We start from the raw sequence: 19900 nt of genomic DNA, 5'->3' as shown, positions 1-19900 counted from the left end.
CCCGCCCCCGCCGCCGCGGGAGCCGCCGCCCGCGGCGAACGCGCGCAGAGCCTCGACCGCCTCGGCCTGGGACGGGTACTCCGGGTCGGGGCGGTAGCTCTCGAAGGTCGCGCCCTCGAACTGCCGCGGCGGCACGAGCGTCGATGCGATCTCGTGCCCGCTGATCTGCGGCGAGCGCGTCGTCAGGCTGCTCGTCGAACGGACGTCGTCGGGGATCACGCGCACCTCGCATCGTGCGTCCGGACGGGGCCGGCCGCTCTGTCTGACTCTGCATCGAACCGTGCGGCACGGGGCCCCGGGACCGGGTGTCGGACCCGGACGGCTCTGTGTCGAACTCTTACGGCCCCTTCCGTGCACCCGCGCTCGGGGGCGCGTACTGTCGCTGAAGGGCGGGCTCCAGCGTAGCCCGCTCCTGGATTCACGCCCGCGCTCCGCGCACCACCCTGGAGGTCCTCCTTGTCCGTTGAACTCGATCCGTCGCCGAAGTTCGCCGCCTACGCGCACCCCGAACGACTCGTCAGCGGTGAGTGGCTGGAGCACCGGCTCGGCACTCCCGGCCTCGTCGTCGTGGAGTCCGACGAGGACGTCCTCCTCTACGAGACCGGCCACATCCCCGGCTCCGTGAAGGTCGACTGGCACACCGATCTCAACGACCCCGTCGAGCGCGACTACATCGACGGAGCGGCTTTCGCCGCCCTGGTCGGCGCCAAGGGCATCGCCCGCGACACCACGGTCGTCATCTACGGCGACAAGAACAACTGGTGGGCCGCCTACGCCCTCTGGGTCTTCACGCTCTTCGGCCACGAGGACGTCCGCCTGCTCGACGGCGGCCGCGACAAGTGGATCGCCGACGGCCGCCCGCTGACCACCGACGCCTCGACGCCCGAGGCGGTCGAGTACCCGGTCGTCGAGCGCCGCGACGGCGACATCCGCGCCTTCAAGGAGGACGTGCTCGCGCACTTCGGCAACCCGCTGATCGACGTCCGCTCCGCGGAGGAGTTCTCGGGCGAGCGCACCACGGCCCCCGCCTATCCCGAGGAGGGGACGCTGCGCGCCGGCCACATCCCCAGCGCGCAGAACGTGCCGTGGGGCAAGGCGGCCGCCGAGGACGGCACCTTCCGTCCGCTGGACGAGCTGAACGGCATCTACCGCGACGGAGCGGGCCTCGCCGACGGCGACACCGTCATCGCCTACTGCCGCATCGGCGAGCGCTCCTCGCACACGTGGTTCGTCCTCACGCACCTCCTCGGCTTCGAGGGCGTGCGCAACTACGACGGCTCGTGGACCGAGTGGGGCAGCGCCGTGCGCGTCCCCATCGTCAAGGGCTCCGAGCCCGGCGAGGCCCCGGCCGCCCGCTGACCGTCCGCGAGGCCCCGACCGTTCCGCGGTCGGGGCCTCGCGCGGTGAGAGAATCGACACGATGACTTCCGACACGGTGCCGACCGACGACCAGCTGCCCGCCGCCCTGCGCGAGATCCGCGACGAGTTCCTCGCCCTCGAGAAGCCGGAGCGGCTGCAGCTCCTCCTCGAGTTCTCGAACGAGCTGCCCGAGCTGCCCGAGCGCTACCGCGACCACCCCGACCTCTTCGAGCGGGTCGAGGAGTGCCAGTCCCCCGTCTTCATCGTCGTCGAGTTCGCGGGCGACGTGATCCACCTGCACGCGACCGCTCCGCGCGAGGCGCCCACGACCCGCGGCTTCGCCTCCATCCTCGCCCAGGGCCTCGACGGGCTGACTCCCGAGCAGGTCCTCGCCGTCCCCGACGACTTCCCGCAGACGATCGGCCTCTCCGAGGCGGTCTCCCCTCTGCGCCTGCGCGGCATGAGCGCGCTGCTCGGCCGCACGAAGCGCCAGATCCGCGCGCACGCGGCCGCGTGATCCTGCAGCCGCTCGTCCCCGCCGGGCCCGTCGTCCGGCTGGAGGACGACGGCGCGAGGGCCGCGATCGAGGACGCCTACCGGCCGGCGGACGCGGTCCGCGTCCGCCTCAACATGATCGCGAGCGTCAACGGCTCGAGCATCGGCTCGGACGGCACCAGCGAGACCCTGACCAACCGCGTCGACCGCACGATCCTGGGTGTGATCCGCGCCCAGGCCCAGGTGGTCCTCGTGGGCGCCGCGAGCGTGCGGGCCGAGGGCTACCGGGTCCCCCGGCGCGTGCCGCTCGCCGTCGTCTCCTCGAGCGGTGATCTCGCCGGCCACCGGCTCCGCCTGCAGGACGGTGCTCGAGTGCTCCTGCTCGTCCCGGAGTCGCTCACCGCGACAGGGCCCCTCCCCACCGGGGTCGAGGTCGTGCGCGTCCCCGCTGCCGAGGGACGGATGAGCGCCGCGGCGATGCTCGCAGCCCTCGCCGCGCTCGGCCTCGAGCGCGTCGTCTGCGAGGGAGGAGCCTCCCTGTCGGGCCAGTTCCTCGCGGCGGGCCTCGTCGACGAGATCTGCCTGACGACCGCTCCGCGCGTGGTGCTCCCCGGGCTGCCCGTCGCGACGACGGGCACGGCGGTCGACGAGGGCTACGCGCTCGAGCGGCTCGCGGTCGACGACGCCGGATTCACCTACGCGCGCTGGACCCGGATCCGCTGATCCCCTGCCGGTCGAGCCACTGCTCGACGGCGTGCTCCCAGCGCTCGGGGTCGTCGTTCCAGATCCGGGTGTGCCGGGCGCCGTGCACCAGCACGAGCTCGACGAGGTCCGGTCGCGCCGCGGCCAGGGCCTCGGACGGCGTGCTCGGCACGAAGTCGTCGTCGACGCTGTGCAGCAGGAGCACCGGCGTCGCGAGCTCCTCGGCGCGCGCCACGAGGTCCAGGTCCTGCAGCGGGATGAGCTCGCTCTGACCCGTGACGGCCGTCGACCACGGCCGCTGCATCGCCGTCAGCGCCAGAGCGGCGATCACGGGAGGGAGGCGCCGGAGCCGTGCCTGGCCGCGCAGCGTCTCGCGCCAGTCGATCACCGGCGAGTCGAGGACCACTCCGGCGATCAGGTGGCGCAGTGAGGAGCGCAGCGCGGTCTGCAGGGAGATCGCCCCGCCCATCGACCAGCCGACGAGCACGACGGAGCGGGCACCGCGCCGCCGGGCGAAGCGGATCGCCGCGTCGACGTCCCGCCACTCCGTGTCGCCCAGCCCGTACCGGCCGTCGGGACTCGCCGGAGCGTCGCCGTCGTTGCGGTAGGAGACGACGAGCGAGCTCAGCCCGGCCCGGTGGAACACGGCGACGCCGCGCAGGGTCTCCTCGCGGTGCGTGGCCCGGCCGTGCACGTGGATCGCCCAGGTGCCGCCGTCGCCCGCCGGGAAGAGCCAGGCGGGCGCGGGTCCGTACTGCGTCGGCACCTGCTCGGCGCTGAACGCCAGCCCGGTCTCCCGAGGGGAGAGGAGCAGCCAGCCGTTGATGCGGCCCCGAGCACCCGGCCGCAGGGTCCCCCGGTCCACCGGACCGAGCTCGCGGATCACGCGCCCCTGCCCCGTCGCGAGCACGCGGCCCACGCGCGCATGACCGCGGCCGCCGTCGAACCAGAGGCTGAAGCCTCCGCGCACGGTCGTGTCGGCGTCGGCCGCGAGCACGATCTCGCGGGAGTCGGCTCGCACGTCGAGCACGCGGGCGTCCTCGCTCCTCCTCGACGGCGGGATGACCACCCCGCGGACGAAGGCGGTGACGAGGGCGGAGGCGCCGAGCGCGACGGCGGACGCGAGAGCGGGGAGGGCGAGGAGGGCGAGCAGGAGGGCGCCGGTGCGCCGACCGCCCTCCGCGGCGTGCCTGCGGGCATCGGGCATGCCGGAACTCTAGTCTTCGGAACGTGCCCGACTTCCCAGCGCCGTCTCAGCCACCGGAGGAGTTCCGGGCCGCGACGGAGGCGATCCGCGCGGTCTCGACCCGTTCCGAGCTCACCGTGTCCGAGATCCCGTCCCCCACCGGGCTGGCACCGTACGCTCTGGCGCTCTCGGGCGACGTGTCCCCGCACGCGCACGGACGCGACTCCGAACTGGGGACGGGCCGCTTCATCCTGCTGCACGACCCCGACGAGCCCGAGCAGTGGGGCGGCGCCTTCCGGGTCGTCTGCTTCGCCCAGGCGCCGCTCGAGGTCGAGATCGGCACCGACCCCTTCCTGGCCGAGGTCGCGTGGTCGTGGCTCATCGACGCGCTCGACACCCGGGGAGCCGCCTACCACGCCGCCTCGGGCACCGCGACGAAGGTGCTCTCGACCGGTTTCGGCGAGCTCGCCGCCCAGGGCGACGGAGCGCAGATCGAGATCCGCGCCTCCTGGAGCCCCGATGACGCACAGCTCGCCGCACACGTGGAAGGCTGGGGGGAGCTGTTGTGCATGCTCGCGGGTCTCCCGCCCGTATCGAGCGACGGTGTGACCTCACTCGCCTTCCGACGGAACAACCGTGACTGATTACCGCGTCCTCTCCACTCCCGACGAGTTCCTCGCCGCCGTCGACGCCCTCGCCGCAGGCGAGGGGCCCGTCGCGGTCGACGCGGAGCGCGCCTCCGGCTTCACCTACTCCCAGCGCGCCTACCTGATCCAGGTCTACCGGCGCGGTGCGGGGGCGTTCCTCTTCGATCCCCCGGCGATCGGACGGATGGACGCCCTGCAGGACGTCATCGGCGACGAGGAGTGGGTGCTGCACGCCGCCAGCCAGGATCTGGCCTGCCTGCGCGAGGTCGGCCTCGATCCGACCCGCATCTTCGACACCGAGCTGGCCGCCCGGCTGCTCGGGCTCCCGAAGGTGGGCCTCGGCGCAGTGGTCGAGGACCTCCTCGGCATCCACCTGGCGAAGGAGCACTCCGCGGCCGACTGGTCGACCAGGCCCCTCCCCCAGAGCTGGCTCGTCTACGCCGCGAAGGACGTCGAGCTGCTCGTCGATCTGCGCGACCGGATGGAGGAGATGCTCGTCGAGGCGCGGAAGACCCGGATCGCGCGGGAGGAGTTCGAGGCGACGCTCGCCCGGCAGCCCAAGGCGGCACTCCCGGACCCGTGGCGCCGGCTCTCGGGCATGCACTCCCTCCGCGGGCTGCGCGCCCTCGCCGTCGCCCGCGAGCTCTGGCTGGCCCGCGACGCGTTCGCGCGCGAGCGCGACATCGCACCCGGCCGGCTCATCCCCGACTCGTCGATCGTCGCCGTCTCGCGCAACATCCCCAGCAGTCTCGGCCAGCTCTCGGGCCGCCGCGACTTCACCGGGCGCGCCAGTCGCGGCGAGGTCGAGCGCTGGTGGGCGGCCATCCAGCGCGGCCTGACGACGGAGGACCTCCCGTCGGCGACGCGGCCCGCCGTCGAGACGCTGCCTCCGCCCCGGGCGTGGGGCGATCGCAATCCGCCCGCGGATCTGCGCCTCAAGTCGGCGCGCGCGGTGGTCATCGAGATCGCCGAGCTGCTCTCGCTCCCCGTCGAGAACCTGCTCACCCCCGAGCTGCTGCGCCGCCTCGCGTGGAATCCGCCGGAGCCGCTGACTCCCGAGACCGTCGCCGCCGAGCTCCGGCGCAACGGCGCACGGGCCTGGCAGGTCGACGCGACCGCCGGTCCGCTCGTGACCGCGTTTGTGGAAGCCGCCCAAGCAGCCGAGGACAGCACGGAAAACGCTTCGTAGGAAGCGGCAAAGGATTCCGGCTGCGACCGTGCTCTTCCTACGATCGGGGCGACCGTGAGTTCCTGGGAGGCATTGTGGCCGAGAGATCCGAAGTCGTGTTCGTCGATGGAGTGCGTACTCCGTTCGGCCGTGCGGGCGAGAAGGGCGTGTACTGGCAGACGCGCGCCGACGACCTGGTCGTGAAGGCGATGGTCGGCCTGCTGGAGCGGAATCCGTCGCTCCCGAAGGACCGTATCGACGACGTCGCGATCGCGGCGACGACGCAGCAGGGCGACCAGGGCCTCACCCTCGGGCGCACCACCGCGCTGCTCGCGGGGCTCCCCCGCACCGTCCCCGGCTTCGCGATCGACCGCATGTGCGCCGGAGCGATGACCTCCGTGACGACGACCGCCGGGGGCATCGCCTTCGGCGCCTACGACGTCGTGCTCGCCGGAGGGGTCGAGCACATGGGGCGCCACCCCATGGGCTTCGACGCCGATCCGAACCCGCGCTTCCTCTCGGAGCGGCTCGTGGGCGACGAGGCGCTGAACATGGGCAAGACGGCCGAGAGGATCCACGACCGCTTCCCCCAGCTCACCAAGGAGCGCTCCGACCGTTACGCCCTGCGCAGCCAGCAGAAGCTCGCGGCCGCGTACGCCGCCGGCGACATCCAGCCCGACCTGATCCCCGTCGCGACGCGCAGCGCCGCCGGCTGGGGACTCGCCACCGCCGACGAGGCCCCGCGCCCCGAGACCACCCTCGAGGGGCTCGCCGGGCTGCGGACGCCGTTCCGCCCGCACGGCCGGGTGACCGCCGGCAACTCCTCCGGGCTGAACGACGGCGCGACCGTCTCGCTCCTGGCGAGCGCCGACGCCGCGAAGGAGCTCGGCCTGTCGACGAAGATGCGCCTCGTCAGCTTCGCCTTCGCCGGAGTCGAGCCCGAGATCATGGGGATCGGACCGGTCCCGAGCACCGAGAAGGCGCTGCGCAAGGCGGGCCTGGGCATCGAGGACATCGGGCTCTTCGAGCTGAACGAGGCCTTCGCCGTGCAGGTGCTGTCCTTCCTCGACCACTTCGGCATCGACGACGACGATCCGCGGGTGAACGAGTACGGCGGAGCGATCGCCGTCGGTCATCCGCTGGCCTCCTCGGGCGTGCGGCTGATGATCCAGCTCGCCCGCCAGTTCGAGGCGCACCCCGAGGTGCGCTACGGCCTCACCGCGATGTGCGTGGGGCTGGGGCAGGGCGGGACCGTCATCTGGGAGAACCCGCACTTCGACGGCAAGCGCGCACGACGGAAGGGACGCTGACCATGCTCGACGGTTTCGAGGACCTCGCCGAACTCTCCGACGGAGAGGTCGTCACCCACTCCTACGTCCGTGACGTGACGCTCGCCAGCGGCCGCGTGCTCGCGCTGATCACTCTCGACAACGACCGCGATCACACCCGGCCGAACACCTTCGGCCCGGCGTCGCTCTTCGAGCTCGCCGACGTCCTGATCGCTCAGAAGGAGCGGGCGGCCGCGGGGGCGATCCAGGGCGTCGCGGTGACGGGCAAGCCGTTCATCCTCGCCGCGGGCGCCGACCTGAGCAAGGTCGGGAGCATCCCGAGTCGCGAGATCGGCCGCCAGCTGGCGCGCCTGGGCCATCGCACGCTCGGCATGCTGTCGGAGCTCGGCGTCCCGTCGTTCGTGTTCATCAACGGACTGGCGCTCGGCGGGGGGACGGAGATCGCCCTCAACGCCGACTACCGCACCGTCGACGCCTCCCTTCCGGCCCTGGGGCTGCCCGAGGTCTTCCTCGGCATCATCCCCGGCTGGGGCGGGAGCTGGCTCCTGCCGAACCTGATCGGCATCGAGAATGCGCTGAAGGTCGTGGTCGAGAACCCGCTCAAGAACAACCGGACACTCAAGGCGCGCGAGGTGCTCGACCTGGGCATCGCGGACGCGCTCTTCCCGTCCGCGTCGTTCCTCGAGGACTCGCTGCGCTGGGCCGACGGCGTGCTCGGCGGCACGGTCGCGGTCACGCGCCCGAACGTCCCCGGCCGCCTCGAGCGGATGGTGAAGTGGGACGTCGCCGTCGGCATCGCCCGGAAGCAGCTCGAGTCGCGGATCGGGACCGTCGCGGCCTCGCCCTACCGTGCGCTCGAGCTGCTCAAGGGAGCGAGGAGCGCGACCCGCGAGGAGGGGTTCGCCGCCGAGGACGAGGCTCTCGCCGACCTGATCTCGGGAGACCAGTTCCGCGCGAGCATGTACGCCTTCGACCTCGTGCAGAAGCGCGCGAAGCGACCCGCCGGCGCCCCGGACAAGGCGCTCGCCAAGCCCGTCACGAAGGTCGGCGTCATCGGCGCGGGACTGATGGCCACGCAGTTCGCCCTCCTCTTCGTCCGCCGGCTGCAGGTGCCCGTCGTCATCACCGACCTCGACCAGGAGCGGGTCGACCGCGGAGTGGCGAGCATCGTCGGCGAGATCGACGCGCTGCTCGCGAAGGGCCGGGTCTCCCCCGACGACGCAAACCGGCTGAGGAGCCTCGTCACCGGCACGACCGATCGCACTGATTTCGCCGACGCCGACTGGGTGATCGAGGCCGTCTTCGAGGAGCTGTCGGTGAAGCAGGACGTCTTCGCCGACATCGAGCGGTACGTCTCCCCCACCGCCGTCCTGGCGACCAACACCTCGTCGCTGTCGGTCGAGCGGATCGGCGAGCGGCTCGAGCACCCCGAGCGGCTCGTGGGCTTCCACTTCTTCAACCCCGTCGCGGTCATGCCGCTGATCGAGGTCGTCCGCACACCGCGCACCGACGAGGAGACGCTGTCCACCGCGATGGTGACGGCCGCGAAGCTCAAGAAGAACGCCGTCATCACGCGCGACACCCCGGGCTTCGTCGTGAACCGCGTTCTCGCGAAGGTCCTCGGAGAGGCGATGCACGCCGTGGACACCGGCACGCCGTTCGAGGTGGTCGAGCAGTCGCTCGCTCCGTTCGGGCTGCCGATGACCCCGTTCGAGCTGCTCGAGCTCGTCGGGCTGAAGGTCGGGGCGCACGTGCTCGACACGCATCACGCCGCCTTCCCCGACCGCTTCTTCGACAGCGCGAACCTGCACCGCCTGGCCGAGCTCGGCCACGTCTTCGACCGCGACTCGAAGGGCCGGGTGAAGGGCGTCGACAAGCGCGCGGTGGCGATCGTCGCGGGGGGAACGGATCCGATGACCGCCGAGGAGCTGCGTGCGCGGGTCGAGACGGGTCTCGCGGACGAGGTGAAGCGGATGCTCGACGACGACGTGGTCCACGCCGCCGAGGACATCGACCTCTGCCTGATCCTGGGGGCCGGCTACCCGTTCCAGATGGGCGGGCTGACGCCCTACCTCGATCGGGTGGGCGCGAGCGAGCGGGCGTTCGGCGACACCTTCCACCACCCGGTGCTCCGCGGCGTCGACTGACGACAGCACCACCGGCTCGCGGGAACCGGTCCGGCTCACCGGAGCCGGCGGTTCCCGCGCCGGAGGTGCTTCTCCACCCCTCGGGCCCGCGCCCGAGGCCGGTGTCGGACGTCCGCTCTACTGTCTGCGCATGACCCGCATCGTCTACTCCGTCGCCTCCTCCCTCGACGCCTTCATCGCCGACTCCGACGACGGCCTCGGCTGGCTCCTCCAGTTCGGCTTCGAGGCCTTCCAGGAGCACTACGACCGCTTCCTCGGAACCGTGGGCGCGGTGGTGATGGGCTCGACGACGTACGAGTTCGTCCGCCGCGAGGGCGCCTGGCCGTACGAGCTCCCCGCCTGGGTGCTGACCTCCGTCGACCGCCCTCAGCCCGACGGCGGCGAGGTGCGGTTCGCCGCCGGCGACCTCGCCGAGCTACTCCCTGCGATCCGGGAGTCGGCCGGCGGCCGCGACGTCTGGGTCGTCGGCGGAGGAGGCGTCGCGGCCGGCTTCGCCGAGATCGGAGCGCTGGACGAGATGCGGGTCACGATCATGCCCGTCGTTCTCGGGAGCGGTCGGCCGCTGCTCCCGGTGCGCCGCACCGAGCCGTTCGAGCTCGTCGGCACGACACCGTTCTCGGGCGGGGCGATCGAGCTCGTCTACCGGCTCTGAACGGTCCGGAGACCGGACTCGTCAGTCGGTGCGGGCCTCGTCGTGCGCCTCGGCCTCCTCGGGCAGCGGGCGCGCCACGGGGATCTTGCTGCCGAGCACCTGGGCCACGACGTCCCGCGCGATGTGCTGCGGAGTGAGCCCGACGTCCTCCAGGATCTCCTCGCGCTTCGCGTGGTCGAGGAACTGGTCCGGCAGGCCGAGCTCGGTCACCGCGGTGTCGACGCCCGCCTCCCGCAGGTCCTGGCGGATCCGGGTGCCGATGCCCCCCACGCGGACGCCGTCCTCGATCGAGATGACGAGACGGTGGTCGCGGGCGAGCTCGATGATGCTGGCGGGCACGGGGACGACCCAGCGCGGGTCGACGACCGTGGCGCCGATGCCCTGCGCTGCGAGGCGGCGCGCGACGTCGAGGCCCATCGTCGCCATGGGGCCGACGGTGACGATCAGCACGTCCTGGCGCTCGGCGCGCGAGAGCACGTCGACGCCGTCGGAGAGGCGCTCGAGGGCCTCGATCTCCTCGCCGACGTTGCCCTTCGAGAAGCGCACGACGGTCGGAGCGTCCGTGACGCCGACGGCCTCCCGCAGCTCCTCGCGCAGACGGACCGAGTCGCGCGGCGCCGAGAGCCGGATGTTCGGCACGACCTGCAGGATCGCGAGGTCCCACATGCCGTGGTGGCTCGGGCCGTCCGGCCCGGTCACTCCCGCGCGGTCGAGCACGAAGGTGACGCCGGCGCGGTGCAGCGCCACGTCCATCAGCACCTGGTCGAAGGCGCGGTTGACGAAGGTCGCGTAGAGGGCCACGACGGGGTGGAGGCCGCCGAACGCGAGCCCGGCCGCGGACGTCACGGCGTGCTGCTCCGCGATGCCGACGTCGAAGACGCGGTCGGGGTGCTTCTCGGCCATCTTGTGCAGCCCGACCGGTCGGAGCATCGCGGCGGTGATGCCGACGATCGTCGCGTCCTCGTCGGCGAGGGTCACGATCTCCTCGGCGAAGACCGAGGTCCACGAGCGGGCGCCGGGGGCGGCCAGCGGCTCGCCGGTCTCGGGGTCGATCTGGCCGACAGCGTGGAACTGGTCGGCCAGGTCCTTCACCGCCGGGCCGAAGCCCTTGCCCTTCTGCGTGATCGCGTGGACGATGACCGGCTGGCCGTAGTCCTTGGCCTGCTGGAGCGCCTCCTCCATCGCGGTCACGTCGTGGCCGTCGATGGGGCCGAGGTACTTGATGTCGAGGTTGGAGTACAGCGCCTCGTTGTTGATGAAGCGGCTGAGGAAGCCGTGCATGCCTCCGCGCACGCCGCGGTACACGGCGGCGGCGGGGCTGCCCAGGCGCTCCGACACGGCGCGCGAGCCGCGGTGCAGGGTGCGGTAGCTGCGCTTCGTGCGCACGCCGTTGAGGAACCGCGCCATGCCGCCGATCGTCGGCGCGTAGGAGCGGCCGTTGTCGTTGACGACGATGACGAGACCGCGGGCGTTGTCGTCGCTGATGTTGTTCAGCGCTTCCCACGTCATGCCGCCGGTCAGGGCGCCGTCGCCCACGACGGCGACGACGTGGCGGTCGGTCTGCCCGGTCATCGTGAACGCGCGCGAGATGCCGTCGGCCCACGAGAGCGAGCTCGAGGCGTGCGAGCTCTCGACGATGTCGTGCGGCGACTCCGAGCGCTGCGGGTAGCCCGCGAGGCCGCCGCGCTGGCGGAGGCCCGAGAAGTCCTGACGACCGGTGAGCAGCTTGTGGACGTACGACTGGTGCCCCGTGTCGAAGATGATCGCGTCGCGCGGCGAGTCGAAGACCCGGTGGATCGCGATCGTCGTCTCGACGACCCCGAGGTTCGGTCCGAGGTGGCCGCCGGTCTTCGAGACCTCGCGCACCAGGAAGTCCCGGATCTCCTGCGCCAGTGCCTCGAGCTCGGTGCGGGTCAGGCGATCGAGGTCGCGCGGTCCGCCGATGGTCTCGAGAACAGCCATTCGCGCCGCCTTCCGGGGTCGATGAGAGGGAGTGGACGTCTCCCGAGTCTACGCACGCGGGCCCACGGGAACGCCTGTGCGCCTCCCCCTTGCGGGAAGGCGCACAGGCGTGTCGGCGCTAGACGAGCGAGCGGAGGACGTACTGCAGGATCCCGCCGTTGCGGTAGTAGTCGGCCTCGCCGGGGGTGTCGATGCGGACGACCGCGTCGAACTCGATCGGCTGCTTGCCCTCGGGCGAGTGGGCGGTCGGCTCGGCGACGACGTGCACCGTCTTGGGCGTGACGCCCTCGTTCAGCGCCTCGATGCCCGAGATGCTGATCGACTCGGTGCCGTCCAGCCCGAGCGAGGCCCAGGTCTCGCCGGCGGGGAACTGGAGCGGGATGACGCCCATGCCGATGAGGTTCGAGCGGTGGATCCGCTCGAAGCTCTCGACGATGACCGCCTTGACGCCCAGGAGGCTCGTGCCCTTCGCCGCCCAGTCGCGCGAGGATCCGGAGCCGTACTCCTTGCCGCCCAGGATGACGAGGGGCGTGCCCTCGGCCTGGTAGTTCTGCGACGCGTCGTAGATGAACGACTGGGGAGCGTCGGGCTGTGTGAAGTCGCGGGTGTAGCCGCCCTCCACGCCGTCCAGCAGCTGGTTCTTCAGGCGGATGTTCGCGAACGTGCCGCGGATCATGACCTCGTGGTTGCCGCGACGCGATCCGTAGGAGTTGTAGTCCTTCCGGTCGACGCGGTGCTCGGCCAGGTACTGGCCGGCGGGGCTGTCGGCCTTGATCGAGCCGGCGGGGCTGATGTGGTCGGTCGTGACGGAGTCGCCGAGCTTCGCGAGCACGCGGGCGGAGGCGATGTCGGTGACCGGGGTCGTCTCCATCGTCATGCCGTCGAAGTACGGGGGCTTGCGCACGTACGTCGACTCCTCGTCCCACTCGAAGGTCGCGCCCTCGGGGGTCTGGAGCGAGCGCCAGCGCTCGTCGCCGTCGAACACGCCGCTGTACTGCGTGTCGAACATCGACTTGTCGATCGACGAGTCGATCGTCGCCTGCACCTCGGCCGCGTCGGGCCAGATGTCCTTGAGGAACACGTCGTTGCCGTCTCCGTCGGTGCCGAGCGCGTCGACCTCGAAGTCGAAGTTCATCGATCCGGCGAGGGCGTACGCGATGACCAGCGGCGGGCTCGCCAGGTAGTTCATCTTGACGTCGGGGTTGATGCGGCCCTCGAAGTTGCGGTTGCCCGAGAGCACCGCCGTCACAGCGAGGTCGTTGTCCTGGACCGCGGCCGAGATCTCCTCGAGCAGCGGACCGGAGTTGCCGATGCAGGTCGTGCAGCCGTAGCCGACGGTGTAGAAGCCGAGCGCCTCGAGGGACTCGGTCAGGCCGGCCTTCTCGTAGTAGTCGGTGACGACCTTCGACCCGGGCGCGAGGGTCGTCTTGACCCACGGCTTGGCCTTGAGGCCCTTCTGCGCGGCGTTCCGCGCGAGCAGGCCCGCGGCCAGCATCACGGAGGGGTTCGACGTGTTGGTGCACGACGTGATCGCCGCGATCGCGACGGCGCCGTGGTCGATGGTGAACGTCTCGCCGCGGTCGCCGAGCTCCACCGTGGTGGGCTTGGAGGCCGTGCTCGGCGCGTGCGAGCGGTGGATGTGCTCGTGCGAGCTGTGCGCGTCCTGCGGCTGGAGCTCGCCCGGGTCCGACGCGGGGAAGGACTCGGCGATGGTGAGGTCGACGATGTCGTGCGAGACGTCGGCGTAGTTGTTGAGGTCCGACTCGAACTGCGTCTTGGCCGAGGTCAGCTCGATGCGGTCCTGCGGACGCTTCGGGCCGGCGATCGACGGGACGACGGTGCTGAGGTCGAGCTCGAGGTACTCGCTGAAGACGGGCTCCACGTCGGCGTCGTGCCAGAGCTTCTGCAGCTTCGAGTACTGCTCGACGAGGGCGATCTGCTCGTCGCTGCGGCCCGTGAGGCGCAGGTAGTCGAGGGTCACGTCGTCGATCGGGAACATGGCGGCGGTCGAGCCGAACTCGGGGCTCATGTTGCCGATGGTCGCGCGGTTCGCGAGGGGCACCTCGGCGACGCCGGCTCCGTAGAACTCGACGAACTTGCCGACGACGCCGTGCTTGCGCAGCATCTCGGTGATGGTCAGCACGACGTCGGTCGCGGTGACGCCCGTGGGGATCGCGCCGGACAGCTTGAAGCCGACGACCTTCGGGATGAGCATCGAGACGGGCTGGCCGAGCATGGCAGCCTCGGCCTCGATGCCGCCGACGCCCCAGCCCAGCACGCCGAGGCCGTTGACCATCGTGGTGTGCGAGTCGGTGCCGACGCAGGTGTCGGGGTAGGCGCGCAGGACTCCGCCGATCTCGCGGGTCATGGTGACCCGGGCGAGGTACTCGATGTTGACCTGGTGCACGATGCCCGTTCCGGGCGGGACGACCTTGAAGTCGTCGAAGGCCGTCTGGCCCCAGCGGAGGAACTGGTACCGCTCGCCGTTGCGCTCGTACTCGAGCTCGACGTTGCGCTCGAGGGCGTCCTCGGTGCCGAACAGGTCGGCGATGACGGAGTGGTCGATGACCATCTCTGCCGGAGCGAGCGGGTTGATCTTGTCCGGGTCGCCGCCGAGGGCCGCGACGGCCTCGCGCATGGTGGCGAGGTCGACGATGCAGGGCACGCCGGTGAAGTCCTGCATGACCACGCGCGCGGGCGTGAACTGGATCTCGGTGTCGGGCTCCGACTCCGGTACCCACTCGCCGAGGGCGCGGATGTGGTCGGCGGTGATGTTCGCGCCGTCCTCCGTGCGGAGGAGGTTCTCGAGCAGCACCTTCAGGCTGAACGGGAGCTTCTCGTGACCGGGGACCCGGTCGATGCGGAACACCTCGTAGTCGGTCTGCCCGACCTTCAGAGTGTCTTTCGATCCAAAGCTGTCTACCGCGGACACGTCGCCCTCTCCTTCGCTGACGTGGATCCCGCCGACGGGCGGACCCACATATCCGAGTCCATCTTGGCGACCGCGCAGAGCGGCCTCCACCAAGGAGGACCTAACACCGGTGCGTCGCCGCACCCGCTGCGCCGCGCGTCCGTGCGCGCGGCGGACGGGAGCTATTTATCTCGACGTCGAGACAATTCTACGTGCACGACGGGGCCGTCACGCACGCGGCGCGGCGACGTCCTCGTCCTCGCCGTCGCGGGCTCCGCGGTACTCGGCGCGGACGGCGAGGACCGTGAGCACGAGCAGGGGCGCGTAGAGCGGAAGGCCCAGCACGAGCTTCCAGGTGCCCAGGGCGGTCGTGTCCTCGGCGAGGAACAGCGGGTACTGCACGGCCAGGCGGAGCAGGAACAGCCCGGCCCAGGCGAGCGTCAGCGCCCCGAAGAGGCGGCGCCTGCGCTTGTCGTCACGCCATGCGGTGCCGTCGCCCATCAGGTAGCCGGCGGCCACTCCGATGAGCGGCCAGCGCACCAGGACGGACACGAGGAAGACCGCGCCGTAGACGAGGTTGGTGATCAGTCCCGGCACGAAGTTGTCGACCGCGCGCCCGGTGACCAGCGCGAGGACCGCCGACACCACGACGCCGAGCAGTCCGCCCACGGCCTGGATGACGGGAGTGCGCCCGAGGACCCGGGCGACGGTGAAGGCGACCGCCAGGCCGACCGACGCGACGAGCGAGAGCACGAGCTCGCCGGTGATGGTGAAGAGGAGCACGAAGGCGACTCCCGGCACGACCGCCTCGAGGATCCCGCGGACGCCGCCCATCGACCGCAGGAGCGCGCGGCCGTCGAACGGCTCGCCGTCGGCGACGGCGCCGAGTGCGGAGCGGCGCGCCGCCTGCGCGATCGCCTCGCCCACCTCGGGTCGGGGAGCTCCGGGCTCCCCCGGCCGCGGCTCGGGCGGGCTCTGCTCCATGCGGGTCAGCTCGCGCTCTGCTGGGTCTGGCCGCCGGTGGGGACCTTCAGCGGGATCAGGTCCCGTGGAGGCATGGGACCGGATCCGCGCACGACGACGATGCTGCGGAAGAGGTCCTCGACCGCGGCCGCAGCCTCCTGGTTCACCGCGCCCGCGCCGGCGATCACTCCGCGCAGGAACCAGCGGGGGCCGTCGACGCCGACGAACCGGGCGACGCGCGACTCCCCGCCCGCGATCGGGAGCTGGGCGACGAGCTCAGGGCCGAAGACGCCCTCCCGCTCGGCCGTGCGGCCGCCCTGCTTGGCGACCTGGTCGGCGATCTGACCGCGGATCTCGTGCCACAGGCCGGACGAGCGCGGTGCGGCGAACGGCTGCACCTGCAGGGTCGAGCCGGCGTAGTCGAGGCCGACGGCGATGACCCGCTTCGTCCCCTCCTCGACCTCGAGGCGGATGTGCATGCCCTCGCGCGGGAGCACCTTCACTCCGCCGAGGTCGATGTACGGACGGACGGGGTTGGCCTCGCGCTCGTCGAGGGGCCCCGCCTCCGCGCGATCCGCGGGAGCGGACTTCTCGAAGTCCTGCTCGACGGTCTCGGCCGTCGCGTCCGAGCCGGTCGCTGCCTGGATGTCGCTCATGCGTTCTCCTTCGGAGTGCTGGTCGTGGAGGCGTCGTAGCCGGTCGACCCGAAGCCGCCGAGCCCGCGCACGGAGTCGGGGAGGTCGTCGACCGGGGTGAAGCGCGCGCGCACGACGGGGACGATCACGAGCTGCGCGATCCGGTCGCCCGCCGAGACGCGGTACGTCTGCTCCGCGTCGGTGTTGAGGAGCGCGACGCGGATCTCGCCCCGGTAGCCGGCGTCGATCGTGCCGGGGGCGTTGACGATGGTGATGCCGTGCTTGAAGGCGAGGCCGCTGCGCGGGACGACGAAGCCGACGTGGCCGTCGGGGAGGGCGATCGCCACTCCGGTGCCGACGCTGGCTCGACGACCCGGGGCGAGGACGACGTCCTCGCTCGCTCGCAGATCGGCGCCGGCGTCTCCGGGGTGCGCGTAGCCGGGGATGCTGTCCGCGCGGATCGGGACGTCGACGGATTCGTTCACGTGACGAGGGTAGACCAGTTGTCTGATGCAATAGGGACATGCAGTCCTACCGGGAGAGGCTCTGGCCCGCGCCGTGGCTCTTCGTCTCCACAGCCCTCGTGATCCCCGCCAGCATCCTGGTCTTCGCGCCGATCGATCCGGTCGTCGGCGTCGTCGTCGCGCTCGTGCTCTACGGAGGGACGATCGGCGCCCTGCTCGCGCTCTCGCCCGTGATCGAGGTCGTCGACGGGGAGCTGCGGGCCGGTCGGGCGCGCATCCCGCTGGAGCTCGTGGGCGAGCCCACGACCCATGAGGGTCAGCAGGCGTTCGCGGAGCGCGGGCCGCGGCTGGACGCGCGGGCCTACCTCGTCATCCGCGGGTGGGTGCGCGACGTGGTGCGGGTGCCGATCGAGGATCCGGAGGACCCGACGCCCTACTGGCTGCTGTCGAGTCGCCGCCCGAACGACATCGTCGCCGCGATCCGGGGATCACGGCGACGGAGCGGTCGTCCTTCGGGGCGTGGAGAGGCCTAGGCGGCGCACTCCAGGCAGATCGGTCCCAGCTTCTCCTCGTGGTCGATCTGAGAGCGGTGCTTCACGAGGAAGCAGCTCACGCACGTGAATTCGTCCGCCTGGGGCGGAAGGACCACGACGTCCAGATCGAGGTCGGAGAGATCGGCGCCGGGCAGTTCGAATCCGCCCGGGTTGTCGGCGTCATCGACGTCGACGACTCCGGACATCTTGTCGGGGACTCGCTCCTTCAGGGCCTCGATCGACTCGGAGTCGTCATCGGTCTTGCGGGGGGCGTCGTAGTCCGTAGCCATTCCCATCCACTTCTTATATTCAGCTGTTCAACAAATCGGCGGGGACAGTGTGCATCAAGACGTATCGATTCGCAAACCAAATGGATCCGTGGTTGACACCGCCTGTCAGCGCCTCCGTCCGGGCCAACTTTCGACCCGCCCGCGGTATTCCCGGGCATCGGGCGCAACCCGTGTCATCCTTGCCCCGTTCGCGTCCAGAAGGAGGTCCCGCACGATGATGGAACTGAAGGTGATCGGCGTCGAGAGCGGATCGCTCGTCCTCGTCTCCGACGGAGGCGAACGGTTCTCGGTGCGGATCGACGAGACGCTGCAGAGCCAGCTCCGCCCCCGCGTACACTCGCTGCCGCCGCGCGAGACGCGCGTCTCGCCCCGCGAGATCCAGGCCCACATCCGCTCCGGGCTCTCGCCCGAGGAGGTCGCGGAGCTCACGGGCGCCTCGCTGGAGCACGTCCAGCGCTTCGAGGGCCCCGTGACCGCCGAGCGCGAGCACGTCGTCGCCTCCGCCCTCTCGGTCCGCGTGTACACCAGCGCCGACCCCGATCCCCTCGAGGAGGGCACTCCGTTCGGCGATGTCATCCGCGAGCGCCTCGCCTCCCTCGGCGCCGAGGGTGAGCAGTGGTCGAGCTGGAAGGAGGAGGACGGCTGGGTCGTCAAGCTCCTGTTCCGCTCGGACGAGATCGACCACGACGCGCGCTGGCGCTTCGACCCGCGGAAGGCGCTGCTCTCGCCGCTGACGGCGGAGGCCACGACGCTCTCCCAGCAGGGCGAGATCCGGCCGACCCTCATCCCGCGCCTGCGCGCCGTCATCCCCGCCGCGGTGGACGAGCTCGCGACCCGCTTCGACACCGACGCCTTCTCCCGCTCGAGCGACTCGAAGAGCGCCCGCGGCGAGCACCCGGCGTCCGGGCGGCCGTCCGCCCTTCCGCACGCCCGCCCGGCGGCGGTCCGTCCGTCGGACACGGAGCCGCAGCCGGCCCTCGCCGAGACGCCCCGCGTGGTCTCGACCCTCCCCCGCGTCTCGTCCACCACCGAGCAGCGCGAGCGGAACCTCAACGACACCGCCGACCTGCTCGACGCCCTGCGCCGCCGCCGGGGCGAGCGCGATCACGCCTCGTCGCTCCGCGTGCGCGAGGAGCCCGTGCAGGAGGCTCCGGTCGTCGAGAAGGCCCCGGAGCCCGAGCGCTCGGCCCCGCCGGCCGCCGCCGCTCCCGCTCCCGCCAAAGAGCAGGCTCCGTCGAGCGCCCGCGGCGGCTTCCGCCGGGGTCGAGCGTCGATGCCGAGCTGGGACGAGATCGTCTTCGGAGCACGCAGCGACGACTGACCCGGTCGCCGACGGTCCGGACGGGCCGCTCAGGCTCCCGCGAGGGCTCCGTACCCGATGAGCGGGACCTGGGTCTCCTCGGGGGTCAGCGAGCCGTGCTGGCCGATCATCGAGCGACCGGAGGCGTCCGCGGCGTCGTAGTAGGCGATCGCCTTCCTCGCCGCGACGAACACGTCCCCCATCCGCCCCGCGGCGGTGGGGCCGACCTCGCCGAACCAGCCGCTGGCGGCGACCTCGTCTCGCGAGGCGATCCACGCCCTGCCGCCCTCGGCCTCGCGCCAGCGCTCGAGCACCGCTCCGAGGTCCGCGTCGGCCTCCAGGTGCAGCTGGAGGCAGCGGGGCTCGCCCGCCAGGTGCCGCACTCCCTCGAGGAGCCGCCCCTCGACGAGCACGTGCGAGGAGGCCGGGACGTCGAGCACGCCGTGGTCGGCCGTGACCAGCGCGGCCTCGCGCGGCCCGAGACCGCGGACGAACGACGAGACCTCGCCGTCGAGGAGCTCGAGCGCGGCGGTCCACTCCGGCGACTCCCAGCCCCGGGCGTGCGCGGTCATGTCGAGCTCCGGGACGTACAGGTAGACGAGGCGGCGCCCGCCGCCGTCGAGCACCTGGCGCGCGGCGGAGAAGCGCTCGGCGATGCTCCCGGCGGACCGGTACTCGGCTCCGCGGAGGATCGCGCGGGTCAGTCCCGATCCGGCGTACCGCGACGGGCCGATCACGCTCGCGGCGACGCCCTGCGCGGTCGCCCGCTCGAAGACCGTCGGATGCGGCTGCCACAGCTCCGGGACCATGCCTGCGTCCCATCCCGAGAGCTGGTTGACGAGGCGGTCGGCCGAGCGGTCGAGCACCCGGTAGCCCACCATCCCGTGCTCGCCGGGGCGCGACCCCGTCGTGAGACTGGCGAGTGCCGCGGCGGTGGTCGTCGGGAACCCGGAGGGGATGGTCGTCGCGCGCGTCAGCGCGGGCGCGAGGGTGCGGGCGTGCCCCGCACGCTGCTTGAGGCTCGACGCCCCCAGCCCGTCCACCAGGACGACGACCACGCGGTCGACCTTCGGACCGCCGAACACGCCCGGCACGCCGAGCACCGCGTCGAGGGCACCGGGGAGGACGTCGGCGAGGCTCCGCCGCCCGAGGGGGGCGGCGGGTAGCATGTGGGTCATCGCGCTCAGTTTCGCACAG

At 71.8% G+C, this 19900-nt stretch carries 18 protein-coding genes and 1 pseudogene; 10 read left to right on the top strand and 9 right to left on the bottom strand.

Annotation, left to right across the window (positions count from 1 at the left end):
* Positions 1-219: pseudogene (locus B0T42_RS13545) on the bottom strand (cell division protein ZapE); the annotation flags it as partial.
* Positions 220-456: 237 nt separating this feature from the next.
* Between B0T42_RS13545 and B0T42_RS13540 the strand changes: the two are divergent.
* From B0T42_RS13540 to B0T42_RS13530, 3 genes are all read left to right on the top strand, one after another.
* Positions 457-1359 (top strand): sulfurtransferase, encoded by a 903-nt coding sequence (locus tag B0T42_RS13540; protein ID WP_077223589.1) that lies wholly within the window; start codon positions 457-459, stop codon positions 1357-1359.
* Between the two features lie 61 nt (positions 1360-1420).
* Complete coding sequence (locus B0T42_RS13535) at positions 1421-1876, top strand: SufE family protein (RefSeq protein ID WP_077223588.1); 456 nt, start codon at positions 1421-1423, stop codon at positions 1874-1876.
* Complete coding sequence (locus B0T42_RS13530) at positions 1873-2577, top strand: dihydrofolate reductase family protein (protein ID WP_236720287.1); 705 nt, start codon at positions 1873-1875, stop codon at positions 2575-2577. The genes B0T42_RS13535 and B0T42_RS13530 overlap by 4 nt, the downstream gene beginning before the upstream one ends.
* Here B0T42_RS13530 and B0T42_RS13525 read toward each other — a convergent pair.
* Positions 2546-3763, bottom strand: coding sequence for an alpha/beta hydrolase (locus B0T42_RS13525; protein ID WP_077223587.1), 1218 nt, complete (start codon positions 3761-3763; stop codon positions 2546-2548). The two genes, B0T42_RS13530 and B0T42_RS13525, sit on opposite strands and share 32 nt — an antisense overlap.
* 23 nt (positions 3764-3786) lie before the next feature.
* On the opposite strand from B0T42_RS13525, the gene B0T42_RS13520 reads away from it, so the two are divergent.
* The 5 genes from B0T42_RS13520 (at position 3787) to B0T42_RS13500 (ending at position 9645) form a co-directional block, all read left to right on the top strand.
* Positions 3787-4386 carry a DUF3000 domain-containing protein gene (locus B0T42_RS13520; protein ID WP_077223586.1) on the top strand — a complete coding sequence of 200 codons (600 nt, stop codon included), beginning with the start codon at positions 3787-3789 and terminating at the stop codon, positions 4384-4386.
* Entirely contained in the window at positions 4379-5578 is a 1200-nt protein-coding gene (locus tag B0T42_RS13515) for a ribonuclease D (RefSeq protein ID WP_077223585.1), read from the top strand. Before B0T42_RS13520 ends, B0T42_RS13515 begins: the two co-directional genes overlap by 8 nt.
* A gap of 95 nt (positions 5579-5673) precedes the next feature.
* Positions 5674-6867 carry a thiolase family protein gene (locus B0T42_RS13510; protein WP_446737382.1) on the top strand — a complete coding sequence of 398 codons (1194 nt, stop codon included), beginning with the start codon at positions 5674-5676 and terminating at the stop codon, positions 6865-6867.
* A gap of 2 nt (positions 6868-6869) precedes the next feature.
* The gene (locus B0T42_RS13505) at positions 6870-8993 is read left to right on the top strand and encodes a 3-hydroxyacyl-CoA dehydrogenase NAD-binding domain-containing protein (RefSeq protein WP_077223583.1); all 2124 of its coding nucleotides are present in this window, start codon (positions 6870-6872) and stop codon (positions 8991-8993) included.
* A gap of 130 nt (positions 8994-9123) precedes the next feature.
* On the top strand, positions 9124-9645 hold the full coding sequence (locus B0T42_RS13500) for a dihydrofolate reductase family protein (protein WP_077223582.1): 522 nt from the start codon (positions 9124-9126) through the stop codon (positions 9643-9645).
* A 21-nt stretch (positions 9646-9666) separates the two neighbouring features.
* On the opposite strand, the gene dxs is transcribed toward B0T42_RS13500, so the two are convergent.
* From dxs to dut, 5 genes are all read right to left on the bottom strand, one after another.
* Positions 9667-11607, bottom strand: coding sequence for a 1-deoxy-D-xylulose-5-phosphate synthase (gene dxs / locus B0T42_RS13495; protein WP_077223581.1), 1941 nt, complete (start codon positions 11605-11607; stop codon positions 9667-9669).
* A gap of 118 nt (positions 11608-11725) precedes the next feature.
* Entirely contained in the window at positions 11726-14539 is a 2814-nt protein-coding gene (gene acnA / locus B0T42_RS13490; protein ID WP_077223592.1) for an aconitate hydratase AcnA, read from the bottom strand.
* Between the two features lie 207 nt (positions 14540-14746).
* Positions 14747-15502 (bottom strand): DUF3159 domain-containing protein, encoded by a 756-nt coding sequence (locus B0T42_RS13485; RefSeq protein WP_077223580.1) that lies wholly within the window; start codon positions 15500-15502, stop codon positions 14747-14749.
* A 5-nt stretch (positions 15503-15507) separates the two neighbouring features.
* On the bottom strand, positions 15508-16137 hold the full coding sequence (locus tag B0T42_RS13480) for a DUF3710 domain-containing protein (protein WP_077223579.1): 630 nt from the start codon (positions 16135-16137) through the stop codon (positions 15508-15510).
* Entirely contained in the window at positions 16134-16601 is a 468-nt protein-coding gene (dut, locus tag B0T42_RS13475; protein ID WP_077223578.1) for a dUTP diphosphatase, read from the bottom strand. Before dut ends, B0T42_RS13480 begins: the two co-directional genes overlap by 4 nt.
* 38 nt (positions 16602-16639) lie before the next feature.
* Between dut and B0T42_RS13470 the strand changes: the two genes are divergently transcribed.
* The gene (locus B0T42_RS13470) at positions 16640-17113 is read left to right on the top strand and encodes a DUF3093 domain-containing protein (protein WP_077223577.1); all 474 of its coding nucleotides are present in this window, start codon (positions 16640-16642) and stop codon (positions 17111-17113) included.
* Here B0T42_RS13470 and B0T42_RS13465 read toward each other — a convergent pair.
* Positions 17110-17403 (bottom strand): DUF4193 domain-containing protein, encoded by a 294-nt coding sequence (locus B0T42_RS13465; RefSeq protein WP_055792269.1) that lies wholly within the window; start codon positions 17401-17403, stop codon positions 17110-17112. The genes B0T42_RS13470 and B0T42_RS13465 overlap by 4 nt on opposite strands.
* Before the next feature lie 214 nt (positions 17404-17617).
* Here B0T42_RS13465 and sepH point away from each other — a divergent pair, with 214 nt between their 5' ends.
* On the top strand, positions 17618-18724 hold the full coding sequence (sepH, locus tag B0T42_RS13460; RefSeq protein ID WP_077223576.1) for a septation protein SepH: 1107 nt from the start codon (positions 17618-17620) through the stop codon (positions 18722-18724).
* Between the two features lie 29 nt (positions 18725-18753).
* Here sepH and B0T42_RS13455 read toward each other — a convergent pair whose 3' ends face one another.
* The gene (locus B0T42_RS13455; protein WP_173892334.1) at positions 18754-19881 is read right to left on the bottom strand and encodes an alkaline phosphatase family protein; all 1128 of its coding nucleotides are present in this window, start codon (positions 19879-19881) and stop codon (positions 18754-18756) included.
* Positions 19882-19900 lie beyond the last annotated feature (19 nt).

The sequence above is a fragment of the Rathayibacter rhapontici genome (assembly GCF_001995175.1).
Taxonomy (GTDB): domain Bacteria; phylum Actinomycetota; class Actinomycetes; order Actinomycetales; family Microbacteriaceae; genus Rathayibacter.
This window is presented reverse-complemented; position numbering and strand designations above follow the sequence as displayed.

Coding starts and splice junctions, on each gene's coding strand:
- B0T42_RS13455 (WP_173892334.1), bottom strand. CDS start 19,881: ATGACCCACATGCTACCCGCCGCCCCCCTCGGGCGGCGGAGCCTCGCC.
- sepH (WP_077223576.1), top strand. CDS start 17,618: ATGATGGAACTGAAGGTGATCGGCGTCGAGAGCGGATCGCTCGTCCTC.
- B0T42_RS13470 (WP_077223577.1), top strand. CDS start 16,640: ATGCAGTCCTACCGGGAGAGGCTCTGGCCCGCGCCGTGGCTCTTCGTC.
- dxs (WP_077223581.1), bottom strand. CDS start 11,607: ATGGCTGTTCTCGAGACCATCGGCGGACCGCGCGACCTCGATCGCCTG.
- B0T42_RS13480 (WP_077223579.1), bottom strand. CDS start 16,137: ATGAGCGACATCCAGGCAGCGACCGGCTCGGACGCGACGGCCGAGACC.
- B0T42_RS13525 (WP_077223587.1), bottom strand. CDS start 3,763: ATGCCCGATGCCCGCAGGCACGCCGCGGAGGGCGGTCGGCGCACCGGC.
- B0T42_RS13505 (WP_077223583.1), top strand. CDS start 6,870: ATGCTCGACGGTTTCGAGGACCTCGCCGAACTCTCCGACGGAGAGGTC.
- B0T42_RS13535 (WP_077223588.1), top strand. CDS start 1,421: ATGACTTCCGACACGGTGCCGACCGACGACCAGCTGCCCGCCGCCCTG.
- B0T42_RS13500 (WP_077223582.1), top strand. CDS start 9,124: ATGACCCGCATCGTCTACTCCGTCGCCTCCTCCCTCGACGCCTTCATC.
- B0T42_RS13465 (WP_055792269.1), bottom strand. CDS start 17,403: ATGGCTACGGACTACGACGCCCCCCGCAAGACCGATGACGACTCCGAG.
- B0T42_RS13485 (WP_077223580.1), bottom strand. CDS start 15,502: ATGGAGCAGAGCCCGCCCGAGCCGCGGCCGGGGGAGCCCGGAGCTCCC.